The organism is Sphingomonas sp. (assembly GCF_019746665.1).
In the GTDB taxonomy this organism is placed as follows: Bacteria; Pseudomonadota; Alphaproteobacteria; order Sphingomonadales; family Sphingomonadaceae; genus Sphingomonas.
This window is the reverse complement of sequence record NZ_JAIERS010000004.1, coordinates 32,147-48,277: the sequence shown is the minus strand read 5'-3', so window position 1 is coordinate 48,277 and position 16,131 is coordinate 32,147. Positions and strand designations below refer to the sequence as shown.

The window sequence follows — 16,131 nt, the reverse complement described above, 5'->3', positions numbered from 1 at the left end:
GGTTAGGAGAGCCAGCCATGGCTTCGTTGTTTTCTTTCGGACGTCCCTTCGCCGGTATCGCCGGGCGGAAGGGGGCGGGGCGTGGCGTGTTCCGCCCGCGCTCCAATGGTCCGCAGGAAAATGGCACCGACATTTCCGTCGCCGGCAAGGGATCGCTTTCGGCGGTCGTCGAGCGAGAGATTATTCCGCGCCTTGGTCGCCGCGCACCCGCGCGAGTCGCGCGCACCGGTGCGCGGCACCACGCCCGCGATCCTGCGCGGCGAGGTGGAAAGTTTCACCAGCCTCGTGCTTACCGCCGAAGCGGATGTGCTGCTCGATTATGTCGACCAGATCTGCGCGCGCGGCATCGGCGCCGAGGCGGTGCTCGTCGAACTCCTGGCCCCCACCGCGCGCCGGCTCGGCGAGTTCTGGGAGCAGGATTATTGCGACTTCATCGATGTGACGATGGCGCTGTGGCGGCTGCAGGAAGTGGTGCACGAACTCGCCGCGCGGGTGCCGGTCGCGGATAGCGGTGCGCCGGGGCGCCGCGCGCTGTTCGCGCCGATGCCGGGCGATCAACATAGCTTCGGCGCGGTGGTGATGGACGAGATCTTCACGCGGGATGGCTGGTCCACCGAACGGCTGACCGAGGCCACCACCCCCGAACTGCTCGCCCGGCTCGCGACGACCCCGTTCGATCTTGTCGGATTGACCGTGAGTTGCGACTGCCATATTCGCCCGCTTCCCGCGTTGATCACGGCGATGCGCAATGTGTCGTGCAATCCGCGGCTGTGCGTGATGGTCGGCGGCCGGGTCTTTCTAGACGATCCCGAACTCGCCGGCCAGGTTGGGGCCGATGGGACCGCAGCCGATGCGCGGCTGGCGGTTGCGCTCGCAAGTCGGCTGGTGTCGGCACGGGCCAGGGGCGTGATCGCCGCCGCCTGAGGCGTTGGGCGAGTAAGGCGTAACCGCGTCTCCATGCTTACAAAGGGCAGTCGTGCCACGTGAATAGGGCTGAACTCTCGATCGAGCCGCGCGCGTTTCGCGATGCAGCAGCGCTTGGCGGATTGAACAGCGCGGCGGTTGCCGGGCTGCTGGCCGCGGTGGGCGATCTGACTTTCGTGCTCGATCCCGATGGCCGCATCATCGATCTGGCGATCGGCGACCCGCAGTTGGCGGGCTATGGCTTTCACGATGCGATCGGCCAACCCTTCATCGACACCGTGATGATCGAGGGGCGCGGCAAGGTCGTCGAGATGCTGAGCGAAGCGGCGCTCGGCGTGCCCGCGCGTTGGCGTCAGGTGACGCATGCGACCGTCATCGGCGAGCTGCCGGTCCGTTATCTAATCGTCGCGATCAGCGACGGACGGTTCGCCGCGATCGGCCGCGACCTGCGCGAGGCGGCGGCACTGCAGCAGCGGCTGCTTCAGGCGCAACAGTCTTTGGAGCGCGACTATCTGCGATTGCGCCAGGCCGAGGCGCGCTATCGCCTGCTGTTCGATATGGCGAACGAACCCGTGCTGATCGTTGACGCCGCCACCCGCCGCATCCGCGAGGCCAACAGTGCCGCGACGCGCGCGCTGGCGGTGAAGCCCGGCGCGCTGGTCGACCAGCCGGTATCGACGATCGTCGACCCGGCCGAGCGCGAGGCGTTGATCGCGCATCTCGGCGCCGTTGAGGCGTCGGACGAGGTGCCGCCGATCGCGGTCCGGCTGCGCGGCGGTGGCGCGGTACAGGTCGCGGCGCGGCTGTTCCGCCAGGCCCGCTCGGCGCTGCTGCTCGTCCGCCTCGCGCCCGCCGAGCCCGCGCCGGTCGAAAGCCCATCGGATACCGATTGGGGCGAGGTGGTGGAACGGATGCCCGATGGCTTCGTGCTCACCGATCGGCAGCTGGTGGTGCGCGCCGCCAACGCCGCTTTCCTCGAACTGGCGCAATTGCCGACGATCGAGCGCGCCAAGGGGGCGCGGCTCGATACCTGGGTCGGCCGCCCCGGCGTCGATGTCGATCTGATCGCGGGGCAATTGCGCGAGCATGGCTCGGTGCGCAATGTTGCGTCGGTGCTCCGCGGCCTGGATGGCGGGCAGGAGGAGATCGAGATTTCGGGCGTGCTCGCGCCGGGCGCCGAGGGCGATTGCTTTGGCTTCACGATCCGCGCGGTCGGGCGCCGGCTGCGCGACATGCCGACGGCGGGCGACAAGCCGTTGCCGCGCTCGGTCGAGCAGCTCACCGAACTGGTCGGGCGGATGTCGCTCAAGGAAATCGTGCGCGAATCGACCGACTTGATCGAGCGGCTGTGTATCGAAGCGGCACTTGCCTACACCTCCGACAATCGCGCCTCGGCGGCGGAAGTTTTGGGGGTGAGCCGGCAGAGCCTCTATTCCAAGCTGCACCGCCACGGGCTCGGCAACCTGATGTCCGACGAGGACTGACTGTCTAGTTAAATAGACAATCATAATTGACGTGAAATGTTGACGGCCGTAGCCTTGGCGCATGGCCCGGTCGACTCAGCGTACCGCGTTCGCGCCCCTTTCGCCGCTCCCCGGCCGCGCCGTGCCCAAAGCGGGCGATGTCCTCGAGCTACTCAAGCCGATCACGTGGTTTCCGCCGATCTGGGCGTTCCTATGCGGCGTGATCTCCGCCGGCGCGCCGCTGCGGGCGCAGCTACCCTTCATTCTGCTGGGCATCGTGCTGACCGGGCCGGTGGTATGCGGCACCAGCCAGGCGATCAACGATTGGTTCGATCGCGATGTCGACGCGATCAACGAGCCCGGGCGACCGATCCCCTCGGGGCGGATCGGCGGGCGTTGGGGGCTGTGGATCGCGCTGATCGGGAGCGCGGTGTCGCTCGCGCTCGCCGCGCTGATCGCCGCTTTCGCCAGCCGCTGGGTGGTGCCGGCGACGGTCCTCGCGCTCATCTGCGCCTGGGCTTACAGCGCCCCGCCCGCCCGGTTGAAGCTGAGCGGCCTGTGGGGGCCGGGCGTCGTCGGCTTCACGTATGAAGGGCTGAGCTGGTTCACCGGCGCGGCGGTGGCGGCGGGGGCGATGCCCTCGGCGCCGGTGCTCGCGGTGCTGCTGCTCTACAGCATCGGCGCGCATGGCATCATGACGCTCAACGATTTCAAGGCGATCGAGGGGGACCGTGCCTGCGGCATCCGCTCGTTGCCCGCCACGATCGGCCCGGTGCGCGCCGCCTGGGTGGCCTGTGTGGTGATGGCGGTGCCGCAACTGGTGGTCGTGCTGCTGCTCGCCGCGCTGGGGCATCTGCTCGCTGCGCTGGTGATCGCGGGCCTGCTCGCGGCACAGCTCGCGCTGATGCCCAAGCTGATCGCCAATCCGGTCGGCCGCGCGCCCTGGTATAACGCGACCGGAACGGGGCTGTCGGTGCTCGGGATGCTCGTCGCGGCGCTCGGGCTTGCCGGCGGGGTGCATTGGTGAGCGCGGGCGTGCCCGGGCTGGGCTGGGGCGGGATCGTCCGGCTCGGACTCGTGCAGAGCGCGATCGGCGCGAGCGTGATGCTCAGCACCTCGCTGCTCAACCGAATCATGACCGTCGAGCTTGCCCTGCCGCTGGCGCTGCCGGCGGGGCTGGTCGCCTGGCATTATGGCGTGCAGCTCGCCCGGCCGTTTTGGGGGCATGGATCGGACCGGGGCGCGCGGCGCACCCCCTGGATCGTCGGCGGCATGGCGACCCTGATGCTGGGGAGCCTGCTTGCGGTCGATAGCCTGGGGATGCTCGCCGCGGGCGCGCCACTGGGTTATCTGATGGCGATTACCGCCTATGCGCTGATCGGCGCCGGGGTAGGGGCGGCGGGCACCTCGCTCCTCGCGCTGCTCGCGACGCTGGTCGCGCCCGAGCGCCGCGCGGCGGCGGCGGCGACGAGCTGGATCATGATGATCGCCGGCATCGTCGTTACCGCCGCGATCGCGAGCAAGCTGGTCGATCCCTTCTCCCCGTTCCGGCTGGCGATGGTCTCGGGTGGTATCGCGGTTGGCGCGTTCCTGCTCGCCTGGGGGGCGGTGCGAGGCGTCGAGCCGCGCGGACGGGTGGTGCCGGCGGAGGAAGTGCCGACACAGAGCTTCGGCGCGGCGCTCGCCGAGATGCTGGCCGAGCGTGACGCGCGGCATTTCACCGGCTTCGTGTTCCTGTCGATGCTGGCTTATTCGATGCAGGATTTGATCCTGGAGCCGTTCGCGGGGCTGGTGTTCGGCTTCACCCCTGGCCAATCGACCGGCTTGTCGGGGCTGCAGCATAGCGGGGTTCTCGTCGGGATGCTGCTCGCCGGGATCGGCGGTTCGGCCTTTGGCGGCGGCGCGCCGGCGGCGCTGCGGCGCTGGATCGTCGGCGGCTGCATGGGATCGGCCTTGGCGCTGGCGGGGCTTGGCATCGCCGCGCGGATTGGCCCGGCCTGGCCGCTCGCCGCGAATGTCTGGTTGCTGGGCTTCGCCAATGGCGTGTTCGCGGTGGCGGCGATCGGCGCGATGATGGGGCTGGCGAGTAGTGCCGGCCCGGCGCGCGAGGGGCTGCGGCTCGGCGTATGGGGCGCGGCGCAGGCGATCGCCTTCGGCCTGGGCGGGCTGAGCGGCGCGCTGGGCGTCGATCTTCTCCGCGCGATGGGGGCGGGGGCGGAATCGTTCGCCGGCGTGTTCGCGGTCGAGGCCGGCCTGTTCCTGCTCGCGGCGCTGCTCGCGACCGGGATGCGCGCCGGTTCCCCCAAGTTTCGGGAGGCGATGCTATGACCTATGATGTGGTGGTGGTAGGCGGCGGCCCGAGTGGCGCGACCGCCGCGACCGATCTGGCGCGGGCCGGGCGGCGGGTGCTGCTGCTCGATCGCGCCGGGCGAATCAAGCCATGCGGTGGCGCGATCCCGCCACGATTGATCCGCGATTTCGACATTCCCGACCATCTGCTCGTCGCCCGCGCGACCGCGGCGCGGATGATCGCGCCCTCGCACAAGGCGGTCGAGATGCCGGTGGGCGATGGTTTCGTCGGCATGGTCGATCGCGGGCCGTTCGATGAATGGCTGCGCGGCCGCGCCGCGCTCGCGGGCGCCGAGCGGCGGACCGGGGCGTTCGAGGGGATCGAGCGCGACGCGGATGGCACCGCGGTCGTCGTCTATCGCGATGCACGCGGCGGCGCGCAGGAGCGCGTCCGGGCGCGCGCGGTGATCGGCGCGGACGGCGCCAACTCGGCCGTGGCGCGCACGGCGTTGCCCGGCGCGCGCAGCAAATGCGTCTTCGCCTATCACGAAGTGGTCGAATCCCCGCCCGCCAGCGCCGCCTTCGATCCGGCGCGCTGCGACGTCGTCTATCAGGGCCATATCTCGCCGGACTTCTACGGCTGGGTGTTCCCGCACGGGCCGCAGACCAGCATCGGTGTTGGCAGCGCGCATAAGGGCTTCGCGCTGCGCGACGCGACCGCGCGGCTGCGGGCGCAATCGGGGCTGGACGATTGTCCGACGGTACGCCGCGAAGGCGCGCCGATCCCGCTCAAGCCCTTGAAGCGCTGGGACAATGGCCGCGACGTGCTCGTCGCCGGCGATGCCGCGGGCGTCGTCGCGCCGGCATCGGGCGAGGGCATCTATTACGCGATGGCGTGCGGCCGCTGCGCCGCGCAAGCGATCGACGCGTTCCTCGCGACCGGCAACCCCAAGGCGCTCGCCCAGGCGCGCCGCGCGTTCATGAAGGCGCATGGCCGGGTCTTCTTCATCCTGCGGATGATGCAGCACTTCTGGTATCGCAGCGACAAGCGCCGCGAGCGCTTCGTGAAGATCTGCGAAGACAAGGACGTCCAGAAGCTCACCTGGCAGGCCTATATGAACAAGGAGCTGGTCCGTGCCGAACCCCTCGCGCACTTCCGCATCTTCGTCAAAGACATGGGGCACCTCCTTGGCGTCGCACGCTGAGCGACCGCCGCGCCGCGCTTGGTTGTTTCCGATGGCGGTCGGCGCGCTCGTTGCCGGCCTGGTGGTCGCGATCGGGGCGACGATCAGCGTCACCGGGCCGTGGTACTATGCGCTCAACCTGCCGGACTATGCGCCCAATGGGCGGCTGTTCGCGCTGGGCTGGACCGCGATCTATGGCCTCTCGGCGATCGCCGGCGCCAGCGCCTGGCGTGCGAGCCCGCCGCGCGAGGGCGATCTGCTGATCGCCTCGCTCGCGCTCACCGGCTTCCTCAACATCGGCTGGAGCTATTTGTTCTTCCACTTCCAGGCGCCGCGCTGGGCGTTGATGGAATGCCTGTTCCTGCTGCCCTCGGCGCTGGCGCTGGTGGTTCAGGCGATGCGCTTCTCGCGGGGGAGCGCGGTCTTGCTTCTTCCCTATGTTGGCTGGGTGAGCTTCGCCGCCTGGTTCACCTGGGACGTGGTTCGGCTCAATCCGGGACTTTAAGCGCAGCGAGCCATGGCACTATCCGGCCGGCGCCGCGTTTAGCCGGCCATGCAGCGATTATGGTTCATCACCAATCCGGGTTCCGGCTCGGCGAGCGAAGAGAAATGCGAGGCGCTCGAGGCGCTGTTCGGCGAGCGCGGGCTGCAGCTCGGTGGACGAACGCGTTTTCCGGACGAGGATTTGCCGCAGCCGGGCACGCTCGATTCCGCCGGGATCGACACGGTGGTGCTGTTCGCTGGCGACGGCACGATCAACGCGGCGGCCTGCGCGCTCGCGGACTGGCGGGGCGATCTGCTGATCCTACCCGGGGGTACGATGAACCTGCTCGCCAAGCTGCTCCATGGCGAGGCCGAGCCCGCCGACATCATCCATGCGGCGCACCAGGGTGCCGAACGTATCGCGCTGCCTTATGTCGAGGCAGGACAGCACCGCGCGTTTGTCGGGCTTATTCTGGGGCCTGCCGCGAGCTGGGTCCGCGCGCGGGAGGCGGCGCGCGCCGGCAAGCTGCGCCAGATGCTGCGCGCCGCGCGGGGCGCGTGGGGACGGACCTTTGGCCAGGGGCTGCGGTTGCGCGGGCTCGCGGGCCTGCCGCGCCGCGTGCAGGCGGTATTCGTCCAGGCGGTCGGGGGGCGTTTGCGGATTGCCGCGATCGATGCGCGCGACTGGGGATCGATCCTCGCGCTCGGCTGGGAATTTCTCACCGGCGATTGGGTGAACGCCGCGGCCGTCACCGAAATCAAGGCACCCGAACTCCGCACCGCCGAACGCCGGCCCGTGCTGGCGCTGTTCGATGGCGAGCCGGTGATGATCGAGCCCGATCTCGTGATCCGCGCGGGGGAGACCCGGCCGCAGTTCCTGAAGACCGCCTGATGGCGCGGCTGTTCCATGTGAGCGACGTGCATTTCGGTGCCGAGGACAAGGCCGCCGTCGCCTGGTTCGCCGACACCGTCCGCGCCGAACGGCCCGATGCCGTCATCATGACCGGAGATCTCACCATGCGCGCCCGCCGCCATGAGTTCGAAGCGGCGGCGCGCTGGCTCGAAGGGCTTGGCGTGCCGGTCACGGTCGAGCCCGGCAATCACGATCTGCCTTATTTCAACCCTTGGGCGCGCTTCGCCCAGCCTTATGCGCGCTATTCCCGGCTCGAACGGCTGGTTGAGCGGCCACTCGCGGTAAAGGGCGTCGCGATCGTTCCGTTGCGGACGACTGCGCGCTTCCAGTGGCGGATCAACTGGTCAAAAGGCCATATCAGCCGCGCGCAGCTGGCGGCGGCGCTGGCGCTCGCCGAGGCGGTACCCGAGGATGCGTTCATGCTGGTCGCCTGCCACCATCCGCTGGTCGAGGCGGGAACGCACAGTACCGCGCGGACGCGGGGCGGGGCGGGCGCCTTGGTCGAACTCGCCGCCGCCGGCGCGCGGGCGGTGCTCACGGGGCATGTCCATGACCCTTATGACGTGGCGCACGAGGTGGCGGCGGGCACGGTACGGCTGATCGGGGCGGGCACCCTTTCGGAGCGCGTACGCGCGACGCGGCCCTCGTTCAACGAGCTGGTGATCGCGGGGGATCGGCTGGATGTGCGTGTGCGGGAGATGCGTTGACCAAAGCGAAGGGCGGCGCCGTTGCCAGCACCGCCCCCCGGTTTTGCCTTGCGACGAAGAGCGTCTTAGCGCTTCGAGAACTGGAAGCTGCGGCGTGCCTTGGCGCGACCGTACTTCTTGCGCTCCACGGTACGGCTGTCACGCGTCAGGAAGCCCGCGGCCTTCACCGGCGAGCGCAGCGCCGGCTCGAACCGAGTCAGCGCCTGGGCGATTCCGTGCTTCACGGCGCCCGCCTGGCCCGAAAGCCCGCCACCCTTCACGGTGCAGATCACGTCATACTGCCCCTCGCGCTCGGCGACGCCGAACGGCTGGTTGATGACGAGGCGCAGCGTGGGGCGCGCAAAATAGATTTCCTGATCGCGCCCATTGATCACGATCTTGCCGCTGCCGGGCTTCAGCCACACGCGCGCGACCGCGTCCTTGCGGCGGCCGGTGGCGTAAGCGCGGCCGTATTTGTCGAGCTGCTGCGGGCGGAGCGGCGTGGGTTCGGCCTGCACCGGGGCGGCCGCCACGGTTTCACCGGCGACGGGCGCGGCGGCCGGGCGCGGCGCGCTCGCGAGCGCGGCGAGATCGGAAAGCGACTGGCGATTGTCGGACATTACTGGCCCACCTTGTTCTTGCGGTTCATGCCCGCGATGTCGAGGACTTCGGGGTTCTGCGCTTCGTGCGGATGCGTCGCGCCGGCATAGATGCGCAGGTTGCGCATCTGCTGGCGGCCCAGCGGCCCGCGCGAGATCATGCGCTCGATCGCCTTTTCCAGCACACGCTCGGGGAAACGGCCTTCCAGCACCTTGGCGGCGGTGATGCCCTTGATGCCGCCGGCATAGCCGGTGTGCTTGTAATAGACCTTCTGGCCCAGCTTGCGGCCGGTGAAGCGCACCTTGTCGGCGTTGATCACGATCACGTTATCACCGCAATCGACGTGCGGGGTGAAGCTCGGCTTGTGCTTGCCGCGCAGGACATTGGCGATGATCGTCGCCGCGCGACCGACCACCAGGCCGTCGGCATCGACGATATGCCACTTCTTTTCCACCTCGGCGGGCTTGATCGCCTTGGTGGTCTTCATCAGCGCCTTCATCGGGCAGACCCTTTCAAAATACGAAGCGCCGCCCGGATGAGGGGCGGCGGAACGCCGGCCTCTCTACGGAGGGTGTCCAGAAAGTCAAGTAACGCGCGGCTTTGCTGACGGGTATTATTTTACCGCAAGGCTCAGCTCGCCGCCGCTGATGATCGTCAGGCTCGGTTCGGCGTCGCCACCCTGCGGCCATAGCCGACGCGTCTCGCGGGTACGGACGACGAGGCCGCGCTCGATGCGCTCCTCGCGCTCCAAGGCGACGCGGCCTTGGGCGTCGCCGCGGGCGAGCGGACCAGTAGCGCTGGTGAGGATGGTCAGCCCTCTCGGATCGCGCGTCACGCTTTCCTGGCCGTCGAGCATACCCGCCCCGTCCCGCGCCGGCAGGCGGACCGGGCGATCGCCGTCCAGGGCGGTTTCACGCGCGCCGGCGATCACGCTGGTGACGAGCGTACCCAACGTGCGGAGCTGCTGAGGCTCGCTCGCCTGACGTAGCCCGGCGATCATCGCCGTCACCGCTGCGGGCAACGGCGCGTCGGTGCCTGGCGCGGCGAGGGCATCGCAATAAGTGCGCCAGTGATCAGCCAGATCGTCGATCGCGGTCACCGTGCCGTTCGCGTCCAGATGCATCACCAGCGTTCGCCCCACGAGCCCCTGGGCGCCGCGCAGAAACAGCCCTGCGAGCGGGCCGCCCGCGGCGCGCGCGGGGCCGATCGTCACCACGGCCCGATAACCGTCACCCTCCCGGGTGAATTGCAGCCGCCGCTCGGCGACGAACTCGGTTTGGCCACGCGCGGTGATCCGCTGCTCGGTCAGGCGCAGCTGATAGGTGACGCCCTCGGCGGGCGCGAACGCGGCAACGAGCAGCGGCGCGGCGAGCGCGAGCAACGCCCGTTCAGCTGGTGCGGGTGCGTATGCCATTAACATGGGCCGCCCAAACCGTCATCACCACCAGCAACGCGCCGACCAATTGGTGCAGCGCCGCGAGCCACAGGCTCACCCCGGTCATCACCGTCGCGATGCCGAGCAGGATTTGCACCCCGAACGCGCTATGCACCGCGACCGAGGCGGCGCGGCTGCCGGCGCGCCGCGCGCCGCGCGCGAGCAGGATCAGCCCCGCCACCGCGACCCAGGCCCACCACCGATGGATGAAATGGACGAGGAAGGGATCGTCGACGAGCAGGGCGCCAAGCGGCTTCGTGCCCAACACCTCGCTCGGGAAAAAGCGGCCGTTCATCAAGGGCCAGTCGGCGGCGGCATGGCCTGCGCGCAGGCCCGCCATCAGCGCGCCATAGAATAGCTGGATGCCGAGCAGCACCAGCGCGCCTGCACCGAGCGGCGTCAGCCGCGCGGGCCGGGCGAATGGCGTTTGTTTCAGCGCGCGCAGGTCGAGCGCGGTCCAGATGATGCCGCCGAGCGTGAACAGGGCGGTGAGCAGATGCGTCGCGAGCCAAAGCGGCGCGACCTCGGTTCGCGTGGTGAGACCCGATCGCACCATCAGCCAGCCGAACACGCCTTGCAGCCCGCCCAGCGCCAGCAGCGCGACCAGTCGCCAGCCATAGCCCGCCGGGATCTGCCGGCGCAGCGCGAACCACAGCAGCGGCAGCGCAAACGCCATGCCGATCGCCCGCCCCAGCAGGCGGTGGACATATTCCCAGAAATAGATGGCCTTGAAGCCGGCCAGCGTCATCGCCGCGTTGTGCGCGCGGAATTGGGGGATGCGCTGATACTTGGCGAACTCGGTCGCCCAGGCCTGTTCGGTGAGGGGCGGCAGGGTGCCGGTCACCGGCTTCCACTCGGTGATCGACAGGCCTGATTCGGTAAGCCGGGTGATGCCGCCGACCGCGACCATCAGCACGATCAGCGCGGCCACGCTGTAAAGCCACCACATCAACGCGCCCGGCCGGGTGCGGAGCCGGGCTGGAGAATCCATAAGCATGGTTGGCCTTTACTAGCGTGCATCGCGTTCGTCACGTCGTCGACCGCGCACAGGGCAAAAATGCGCGTAGGCGAAATTTAACGCTGATGTTATGTTGTAACTTAGCTTGGACCGGCGCATATAGCCGGCCATGGAACGGACCTGGCAACCGATTTGGCGCGTGCCCGAGCTTCGCCTAGCCCATGCCGATTGGGCGGCGATGGCGCTGTCTGGTCTGTGCGCGATTCATTGCCTGACGACCGCGGTGCTGGTCGCGCTCGCGGCGTCGGTGGGCGGTCTGTTGCTCAATCCGCTGATTCATGAGGTCGGGCTGGCGATCGCCATCGTCCTTGGCGCGGTGGCGCTGGTGCTGGGTGGGCTGCGCCATCGGTTCATTCAGCCGGCGGCGATGGGCGGGCTGGGGCTCGGCATCATGGCCGGGGCGATCAGCCTGCCGCATGACGGTAGCGGCGAGACATTGTGGACATTGATCGGCGTCGCGATCCTCGCTTTGGGGCACGATCTCAACCGGCGCGCCGTCGCCTAAGCCTTGCCGGCACGTGCTGCCGGCGATAGCCTCCACCCATGGCTAAGCACGATCATCACGAACCCGATAGCAGCGCGCTCCGCCAGGCCGCGCAGGCGACGCTCGAACGATCGGGCGAGCAATGGACGGCGATGCGGGGCAGCGTGTTCGAGGCGCTGCAGGGCTTCGATCGGCCGGCCTCGGCCTATGACATTGCCGATGCCGTCTCCCAGCGAGAGGGGCGGCGGGTGGCGGCCAATAGCGTTTACCGCATCCTGGACCTGTTCGTGGGCGCCAATCTGGCGCGACGGGTGGAAAGCGCGAACGCCTATGTCGCCAACACCCATCCCGGCTGCCGGCACGATTGCATCTTCCTGGTATGCGACCAGTGCGGTCGCAGCCAGCATCTTGACGATGACGCGCTGACGAGCGGCGTGCGTGCCGCCGCCAGCCGTGCCGGCTTCATCGCCGAACGCCCGGTGATCGAAGTACGCGGCCGCTGCGCCGCCTGCGCCTGATTGGCCAAGCGCCGACTCGACCAGCTGCTCGTCGATCGCGGGCTCGCCGAAAGCCGGACGCGCGCCGCCGCGCTGGTGATGGCGGGGCTGGTGTTCTCCGCCGAACGCAAGCTCGACAAGCCGGGCGTGCAACTCGCCGAGGACGCGCCTCTCGATGTGCGCGGGCGCGATCATCCCTGGGTATCACGCGGCGGGATCAAGCTCGCGCATGGCCTCGATCATTTTGGCTGGGACGTGACAAGTGCGGTCGCGATCGACGTCGGCAGCTCGACCGGGGGCTTCACCGATGTGTTGCTCACCCGCGGCGCCGCCAGGGTCTATGCGGTCGACAGCGGCACCAACCAGCTCGCTTGGAAACTGCGCCAGGATGCGCGCGTGATTGTCCATGAACAGACCAGCGCCCGGCTGCTGAGCGAGGCGCATATCCCTGAGCCCGTGGACCTGATCGTGTGCGATGCGAGTTTCATCGCCCTCGCCAAGGTGCTTGAACGCCCGATCGCCTTCGCCAAGCCGGCGGCGCGCGCGCTCGTGCTGGTGAAGCCGCAGTTCGAGGCGGGCCGCGCGGAAGTGGGGAAGGGCGGGGTGGTCCGCGATTCCGCCGTTCATGCCCGGGTCTGCGCCGAGGCGGCCGCGTGGTTCACGGCGCAGGGCTGGTTGGTGGAGGGGATCACCCCCAGCCCGATCACCGGCCCCGAGGGTAATGTCGAGTTCCTGCTCGCGGCGGTGCGGCGGTAAACCATCAAGGTGCCTTCACGATCCCCGGCAATTAGACTAGGAGCCCGGCGGTCTGAAGCGGGAGCAGCCGGTGCGCGAAGTCGCCTCCAAGCGGCAATTGTGGTTGGAATTCATGCGGGTGGCGCTGGTCACGGTGCCGCTGGTGCTGTTGCTGGGGTTCACTGCCGCACGCCTGGTGCCGACGGGCGGCGAGAACGCCTGGTATCAGGCGCTGGTCAAGCCCGCGGAAACGCCGCCCAACTGGGTGTTCCCGGTCGCCTGGACGACGCTTTACATCCTGATGGGGCTCGCGATCGCGGTGATCGTCAACGCGCGAGGCGCGCGGGCGCGCGGGCTGGCGATCGGCCTGTTCGCGGCGCAACTCGCCGTGAATCTCGCCTGGTCGCCGATCTTTTTCGGCGCGCATCTGGTGTTCTGGTCGCTGGTGACGATCGGCGTGATGTTCGTGCTGGCGCTTGCCGCCACGATCGTCTTCGCGCGCATCCGCGCCACGGCCGCGCTGCTGATGCTGCCCTATCTCGCCTGGATCGGCTTCGCGGGGCTGTTGACCTACAAGATCGATCGGCTCAATCCCAATGCCGAGGCGCTTGTCGCGCCCGGATCGAGTGCCCAGATAGGGCTGTGAAGGACCTGCCCATGCAAAGCGAAAACCGCCTGTTCGATGATCTTGCCAAGCTGGTGAACGGCGCCGCCGGCACCCTGGCCGGCATGGGCCGCGAGGCCGAGGCGGGGTTTCGCGCGCGTACCAAGGAGTGGCTGGGCGGGCTCGATTTCGTCTCGCGCGACGAGTTCGAGGCGGTGAAGGCGATGGCGGCCGCTGCGCGCGACGAGGCCGAGACGTTGCGCGCCCGGCTCGACGCGCTGGAAAGAGCGCAGGGCAACAGCGACGCCTGAGGCTTGTCCACAATTTTGTGCGCCGCACCGCGGACCCGCTCTTGCCGGTTCGCGCGTTGCTTGGCACGCCATGTCCGGCGCCACGCTCGCCGAGGGGAATTGACCATGCTCCACGAACAGGATGACGAGCGCGAGGATGCCGCCCCGATCGACATGCTCGAAAATTACTACGCGGCGCATGGCTGGAACCATGAGCGCACCGACGATGAGATCGTCGCGCAGGTAAAGGGCAGCTGGACCGAGTATGAGCTGCGCGCGCTGTGGCGCGAGGATGATGGCGTGCTCCAGTTCCTCGCCTTCCCCGACATCCGCGTGACCGAGGAACGCCGCGCCAGTGTCTATGAGGCGATCGGGCTGGTGAACGAGCAGCTATGGCTCGGCCATTTCGAGCTGTGGTCGTCGAGCGGCATCCTGCTCTATCGCCACGCGGCGATGCTCGATCCGAGCGAGGGCGGCACGCTGGCGCTCGAACAGGCCGAGATGATCGTCGAATCGGCGATCGACGAGTGCGAGCGCTTCTACCCCGTGTTCCAGTTCGTGCTGTGGGGCGGCAAGACCCCGCGCGAGGCGCTCGATGCCTCGCTCACCGAGACCCAGGGCGAGGCGTGATCCGCCGCCTCTGGCTCGTCGGGTGCGGCACGATGGCCGGGGCGATGCTGCGGCGCTGGATCGAGAGCGGCGCGCTCGCGCCGGGCGATGTATTCGTCGCCAACCGTGGTGATCGCGCGCTGCCCGAGGGCGTGGCGCAGGGACGCGCGCTGCCGGAAGGGCCGCCGCCCGACGCGGTGCTGCTGGGAATAAAGCCGCAGCAGCTGGATGCGGCGGCGGAGGCCCATGCCGCGAGGCTGACGGGCGTGCCGCTGCTGATCTCGATCCTGGCGGGGGTCGAGACCGATGCGGTCGCGGCGCGCTTCGCGGCCGGGGCGGTGGTGCGGGCAATGCCCAATCTGCCCGTGGCGCTGGGCAAGGGCGTGGTCGCGCTCGACGGCGCGGTGTCGGACGCGGCGCGCGGGGCGGTCGAGGCATTGATGCGGCCTCTCGGGCTGGTCGAATGGGTCGAACGGTTCGATCTGGTGACCGCGCTCGCCGGCTCCGGGCCGGCCTTTCTCTATCGCTTCATCGATGCGCTTTCCGTCGCCGGCACCCGGCTCGGGCTACCGGCCGGACAAGCGTCGCGGCTCGCCCTGGCGACGGTCGAGGGCGCGGCGGCGCTGGCGGCGGCTGCCCCGGTATCGCCCGGCGCGCTCGCCGATCAGGTCGCCAGCCCCGGCGGCTCGACCCGCAAGGGGCTGGATGTGCTGGATGATGACCAGGCGTTGGTTGAACTTTTGGTCGTGACGCTGCGCGCTTCCGAGGCCCGCAACCGCGAGATGGCGGCGGCCGCGCGCGGGTAGCGCCATCCTCGAGCATTAGATTGGCGCGCCCGGCAGGGTTCGAACCTGCGACCCCAAGCTTAGAAGGCTCGTGCTCTATCCAGCTGAGCTACGGGCGCCCGCGCGTGCGATAGCGCGGATTGCGCGGCCGCGAAACAGCGATAAGACGGCAGAGCCCAAGCGGGGGAATCGCTTTGCTTAAGAAGGTGATCGCGCGCGACGTTCATGGCGCGCATTTCCGTTACTATGATTTCGTGATGGCGGCGTTCGTCGTCATCCTGGTGCTGTCGAACGTCGTTGGCGCGGGCAAGCGCGCGGCGGTGGAGTTGCCGTTCGTCGGGCTGTGGCCGTTCGGGGCCGGCATCCTGTTCTTCCCGCTTTCCTATCTGCTGGATGACGTGCTGACCGAGGTTTACGGTTATGCCCGGGCGCGGCGCGTGATCTGGGCGGGTTTCGCGGCGCTCGTCTTCCTGGTGCTGATGGAGTGGGTCACGGTCGCGCTGCCGCCGGCCAAGGATTGGGGTGGGCAAGCGGCTTACGAATATGTTTTCGGCTTGCCGCCGCACCGCGTCGAACAATTTCCCTATGTCAGCGTCGGGATCGGCGGACGGATCGCCTTCGCCTCGCTCTGCGCCTTCTGGGTTGGCGACATTCTGAACTCGGTCGTGCTCGCCAAGATGAAGATTTGGACGAACGGCAAGATGCTGTGGACCCGCACGATCGGCTCGACGATCGTGGGCGAGGGGGCGGACAGCCTCGTCTTCTACCCGCTCGCATTCTACGGCCTGCCCGATTGGCCGGTGCAGGCGCTGCTCGCGGTGATGCTCAGCCAGTTCCTGCTGAAAGTGGGCTGGGAAGTGGTGCTGACGCCCGTCACCTATGCCGTGGTCGGCTTCCTGAAACGCGCCGAGGGCGTGGACGTGTATGACGAGGGCACCAACTTCACCCCGTTCAGCGCGGACGTTTGAGGGCTAAAGCGATTTCCAGGCAGGTGGAATCACCTGCCGGCTCGGAAATCGCGGATAAACAAAGGCCTGGAGCGGCGATCCGATTTTATCGGATCGAAAACCGCTCTAGCGTCTGCTTCGGCAGAGCTGAAACAGGAGCGGCGCCAGCCCACGCCTCCACCCGA

Annotated in this window: 20 protein-coding genes and 1 tRNA gene; 16 read left to right on the top strand and 5 right to left on the bottom strand. The window is 68.7% G+C overall.

From position 1 onward, the window contains the following. Positions 1–192 precede the first annotated feature (192 nt). The 8 genes from K2X73_RS02595 to K2X73_RS02560 all read left to right on the top strand — a co-directional run bounded on the left by K2X73_RS02595 (position 193) and on the right by K2X73_RS02560 (position 7,963). Complete coding sequence (locus K2X73_RS02595; RefSeq protein WP_294108262.1) at positions 193–924, top strand: cobalamin B12-binding protein; 732 nt, start codon at positions 193–195, stop codon at positions 922–924. A 59-nt stretch (positions 925–983) separates the two neighbouring features. Beyond that, positions 984–2,408, top strand: a complete 1,425-nt coding sequence (gene ppsR / locus K2X73_RS02590) for a transcriptional regulator PpsR (RefSeq protein WP_294108261.1) — start codon at positions 984–986, stop codon at positions 2,406–2,408. 61 nt (positions 2,409–2,469) lie between these two features. Then, the gene (gene chlG / locus K2X73_RS02585; protein WP_294108260.1) at positions 2,470–3,414 is read left to right on the top strand and encodes a chlorophyll synthase ChlG; all 945 of its coding nucleotides are present in this window, start codon (positions 2,470–2,472) and stop codon (positions 3,412–3,414) included. After that, positions 3,411–4,715: a BCD family MFS transporter gene (locus tag K2X73_RS02580; protein WP_294108259.1), complete on the top strand. Its 1,305-nt coding sequence runs from the start codon at positions 3,411–3,413 to the stop codon at positions 4,713–4,715. The genes chlG and K2X73_RS02580 overlap by 4 nt, the downstream gene beginning before the upstream one ends. Further along, a complete protein-coding gene (locus tag K2X73_RS02575; protein WP_294108258.1) occupies positions 4,712–5,881 on the top strand; it encodes a geranylgeranyl diphosphate reductase in 1,170 nt (389 codons plus the stop codon). The genes K2X73_RS02580 and K2X73_RS02575 overlap by 4 nt, the downstream gene beginning before the upstream one ends. A 31-nt stretch (positions 5,882–5,912) precedes the next feature. Then, positions 5,913–6,365, top strand: coding sequence for a TspO/MBR family protein (locus K2X73_RS02570; protein ID WP_294108257.1), 453 nt, complete (start codon positions 5,913–5,915; stop codon positions 6,363–6,365). A gap of 48 nt (positions 6,366–6,413) precedes the next feature. After that, positions 6,414–7,235 carry a diacylglycerol kinase family protein gene (locus K2X73_RS02565; protein WP_294108256.1) on the top strand — a complete coding sequence of 274 codons (822 nt, stop codon included), beginning with the start codon at positions 6,414–6,416 and terminating at the stop codon, positions 7,233–7,235. After that, entirely contained in the window at positions 7,235–7,963 is a 729-nt protein-coding gene (locus K2X73_RS02560) for a metallophosphoesterase (protein WP_294108255.1), read from the top strand. The genes K2X73_RS02565 and K2X73_RS02560 overlap by 1 nt, the downstream gene beginning before the upstream one ends. A gap of 65 nt (positions 7,964–8,028) precedes the next feature. Here K2X73_RS02560 and rpsI read toward each other — a convergent pair whose 3' ends face one another. From rpsI to K2X73_RS02540, 4 genes are all read right to left on the bottom strand, one after another. Next, positions 8,029–8,562 carry a 30S ribosomal protein S9 gene (gene rpsI, locus K2X73_RS02555; RefSeq protein ID WP_294108254.1) on the bottom strand — a complete coding sequence of 178 codons (534 nt, stop codon included), beginning with the start codon at positions 8,560–8,562 and terminating at the stop codon, positions 8,029–8,031. After that, positions 8,562–9,041 (bottom strand): 50S ribosomal protein L13, encoded by a 480-nt coding sequence (gene rplM, locus K2X73_RS02550; protein WP_294108253.1) that lies wholly within the window; start codon positions 9,039–9,041, stop codon positions 8,562–8,564. Before rplM ends, rpsI begins: the two co-directional genes overlap by 1 nt. Before the next feature lie 114 nt (positions 9,042–9,155). Next, positions 9,156–9,956, bottom strand: a complete 801-nt coding sequence (locus K2X73_RS02545) for a hypothetical protein (protein ID WP_294108252.1) — start codon at positions 9,954–9,956, stop codon at positions 9,156–9,158. Next, positions 9,931–10,926, bottom strand: a complete 996-nt coding sequence (locus K2X73_RS02540; protein ID WP_294108251.1) for a COX15/CtaA family protein — start codon at positions 10,924–10,926, stop codon at positions 9,931–9,933. The genes K2X73_RS02545 and K2X73_RS02540 overlap by 26 nt, the downstream gene beginning before the upstream one ends. 247 nt (positions 10,927–11,173) lie before the next feature. Between K2X73_RS02540 and K2X73_RS02535 the strand changes: the two genes are divergently transcribed. From K2X73_RS02535 to K2X73_RS02505, 7 genes are all read left to right on the top strand, one after another. Further along, positions 11,174–11,500: a MerC domain-containing protein gene (locus K2X73_RS02535; protein ID WP_294108362.1), complete on the top strand. Its 327-nt coding sequence runs from the start codon at positions 11,174–11,176 to the stop codon at positions 11,498–11,500. Between the two features lie 38 nt (positions 11,501–11,538). Continuing rightward, positions 11,539–11,997, top strand: coding sequence for a transcriptional repressor (locus K2X73_RS02530; RefSeq protein ID WP_294108250.1), 459 nt, complete (start codon positions 11,539–11,541; stop codon positions 11,995–11,997). After that, entirely contained in the window at positions 11,998–12,732 is a 735-nt protein-coding gene (locus K2X73_RS02525) for a TlyA family RNA methyltransferase (RefSeq protein ID WP_294108249.1), read from the top strand. It begins immediately after the preceding gene. A 70-nt stretch (positions 12,733–12,802) separates the two neighbouring features. After that, the gene (locus tag K2X73_RS02520) at positions 12,803–13,357 is read left to right on the top strand and encodes a TspO/MBR family protein (protein WP_294108248.1); all 555 of its coding nucleotides are present in this window, start codon (positions 12,803–12,805) and stop codon (positions 13,355–13,357) included. Positions 13,358–13,368: 11 nt separating this feature from the next. After that, entirely contained in the window at positions 13,369–13,626 is a 258-nt protein-coding gene (locus K2X73_RS02515) for an accessory factor UbiK family protein (RefSeq protein ID WP_294108247.1), read from the top strand. Positions 13,627–13,731: 105 nt separating this feature from the next. Next, positions 13,732–14,235, top strand: coding sequence for a YbjN domain-containing protein (locus K2X73_RS02510; RefSeq protein WP_294108246.1), 504 nt, complete (start codon positions 13,732–13,734; stop codon positions 14,233–14,235). A gap of 32 nt (positions 14,236–14,267) precedes the next feature. Next, entirely contained in the window at positions 14,268–15,020 is a 753-nt protein-coding gene (locus K2X73_RS02505) for a pyrroline-5-carboxylate reductase dimerization domain-containing protein (RefSeq protein ID WP_294108361.1), read from the top strand. Between the two features lie 21 nt (positions 15,021–15,041). Here K2X73_RS02505 and K2X73_RS02500 read toward each other — a convergent pair. After that, positions 15,042–15,118, bottom strand: a tRNA-Arg gene (locus tag K2X73_RS02500). A gap of 69 nt (positions 15,119–15,187) precedes the next feature. Here K2X73_RS02500 and K2X73_RS02495 point away from each other — a divergent pair. Next, complete coding sequence (locus K2X73_RS02495) at positions 15,188–15,967, top strand: queuosine precursor transporter (protein ID WP_294108360.1); 780 nt, start codon at positions 15,188–15,190, stop codon at positions 15,965–15,967. Positions 15,968–16,131: the final 164 nt, after the last annotated feature.

Excerpts from the sequence above, each read along its gene's own strand:
- K2X73_RS02570 (WP_294108257.1), top strand. The coding sequence starts at position 5,913 with ATGGCGGTCGGCGCGCTCGTTGCCGGCCTGGTGGTCGCGATCGGGGCG.
- K2X73_RS02545 (WP_294108252.1), bottom strand. The coding sequence starts at position 9,956 with ATGGCATACGCACCCGCACCAGCTGAACGGGCGTTGCTCGCGCTCGCC.
- K2X73_RS02560 (WP_294108255.1), top strand. The coding sequence starts at position 7,235 with ATGGCGCGGCTGTTCCATGTGAGCGACGTGCATTTCGGTGCCGAGGAC.
- K2X73_RS02540 (WP_294108251.1), bottom strand. The coding sequence starts at position 10,926 with ATGTGGTGGCTTTACAGCGTGGCCGCGCTGATCGTGCTGATGGTCGCG.
- rpsI (WP_294108254.1), bottom strand. The coding sequence starts at position 8,562 with ATGTCCGACAATCGCCAGTCGCTTTCCGATCTCGCCGCGCTCGCGAGC.
- K2X73_RS02510 (WP_294108246.1), top strand. The coding sequence starts at position 13,732 with ATGCTCCACGAACAGGATGACGAGCGCGAGGATGCCGCCCCGATCGAC.
- rplM (WP_294108253.1), bottom strand. The coding sequence starts at position 9,041 with ATGAAGGCGCTGATGAAGACCACCAAGGCGATCAAGCCCGCCGAGGTG.
- K2X73_RS02515 (WP_294108247.1), top strand. The coding sequence starts at position 13,369 with ATGCAAAGCGAAAACCGCCTGTTCGATGATCTTGCCAAGCTGGTGAAC.
- chlG (WP_294108260.1), top strand. The coding sequence starts at position 2,470 with ATGGCCCGGTCGACTCAGCGTACCGCGTTCGCGCCCCTTTCGCCGCTC.
- K2X73_RS02575 (WP_294108258.1), top strand. The coding sequence starts at position 4,712 with ATGACCTATGATGTGGTGGTGGTAGGCGGCGGCCCGAGTGGCGCGACC.
- K2X73_RS02505 (WP_294108361.1), top strand. The coding sequence starts at position 14,268 with ATGGCCGGGGCGATGCTGCGGCGCTGGATCGAGAGCGGCGCGCTCGCG.
- K2X73_RS02565 (WP_294108256.1), top strand. The coding sequence starts at position 6,414 with ATGCAGCGATTATGGTTCATCACCAATCCGGGTTCCGGCTCGGCGAGC.
- K2X73_RS02530 (WP_294108250.1), top strand. The coding sequence starts at position 11,539 with ATGGCTAAGCACGATCATCACGAACCCGATAGCAGCGCGCTCCGCCAG.
- K2X73_RS02535 (WP_294108362.1), top strand. The coding sequence starts at position 11,174 with ATGGCGCTGTCTGGTCTGTGCGCGATTCATTGCCTGACGACCGCGGTG.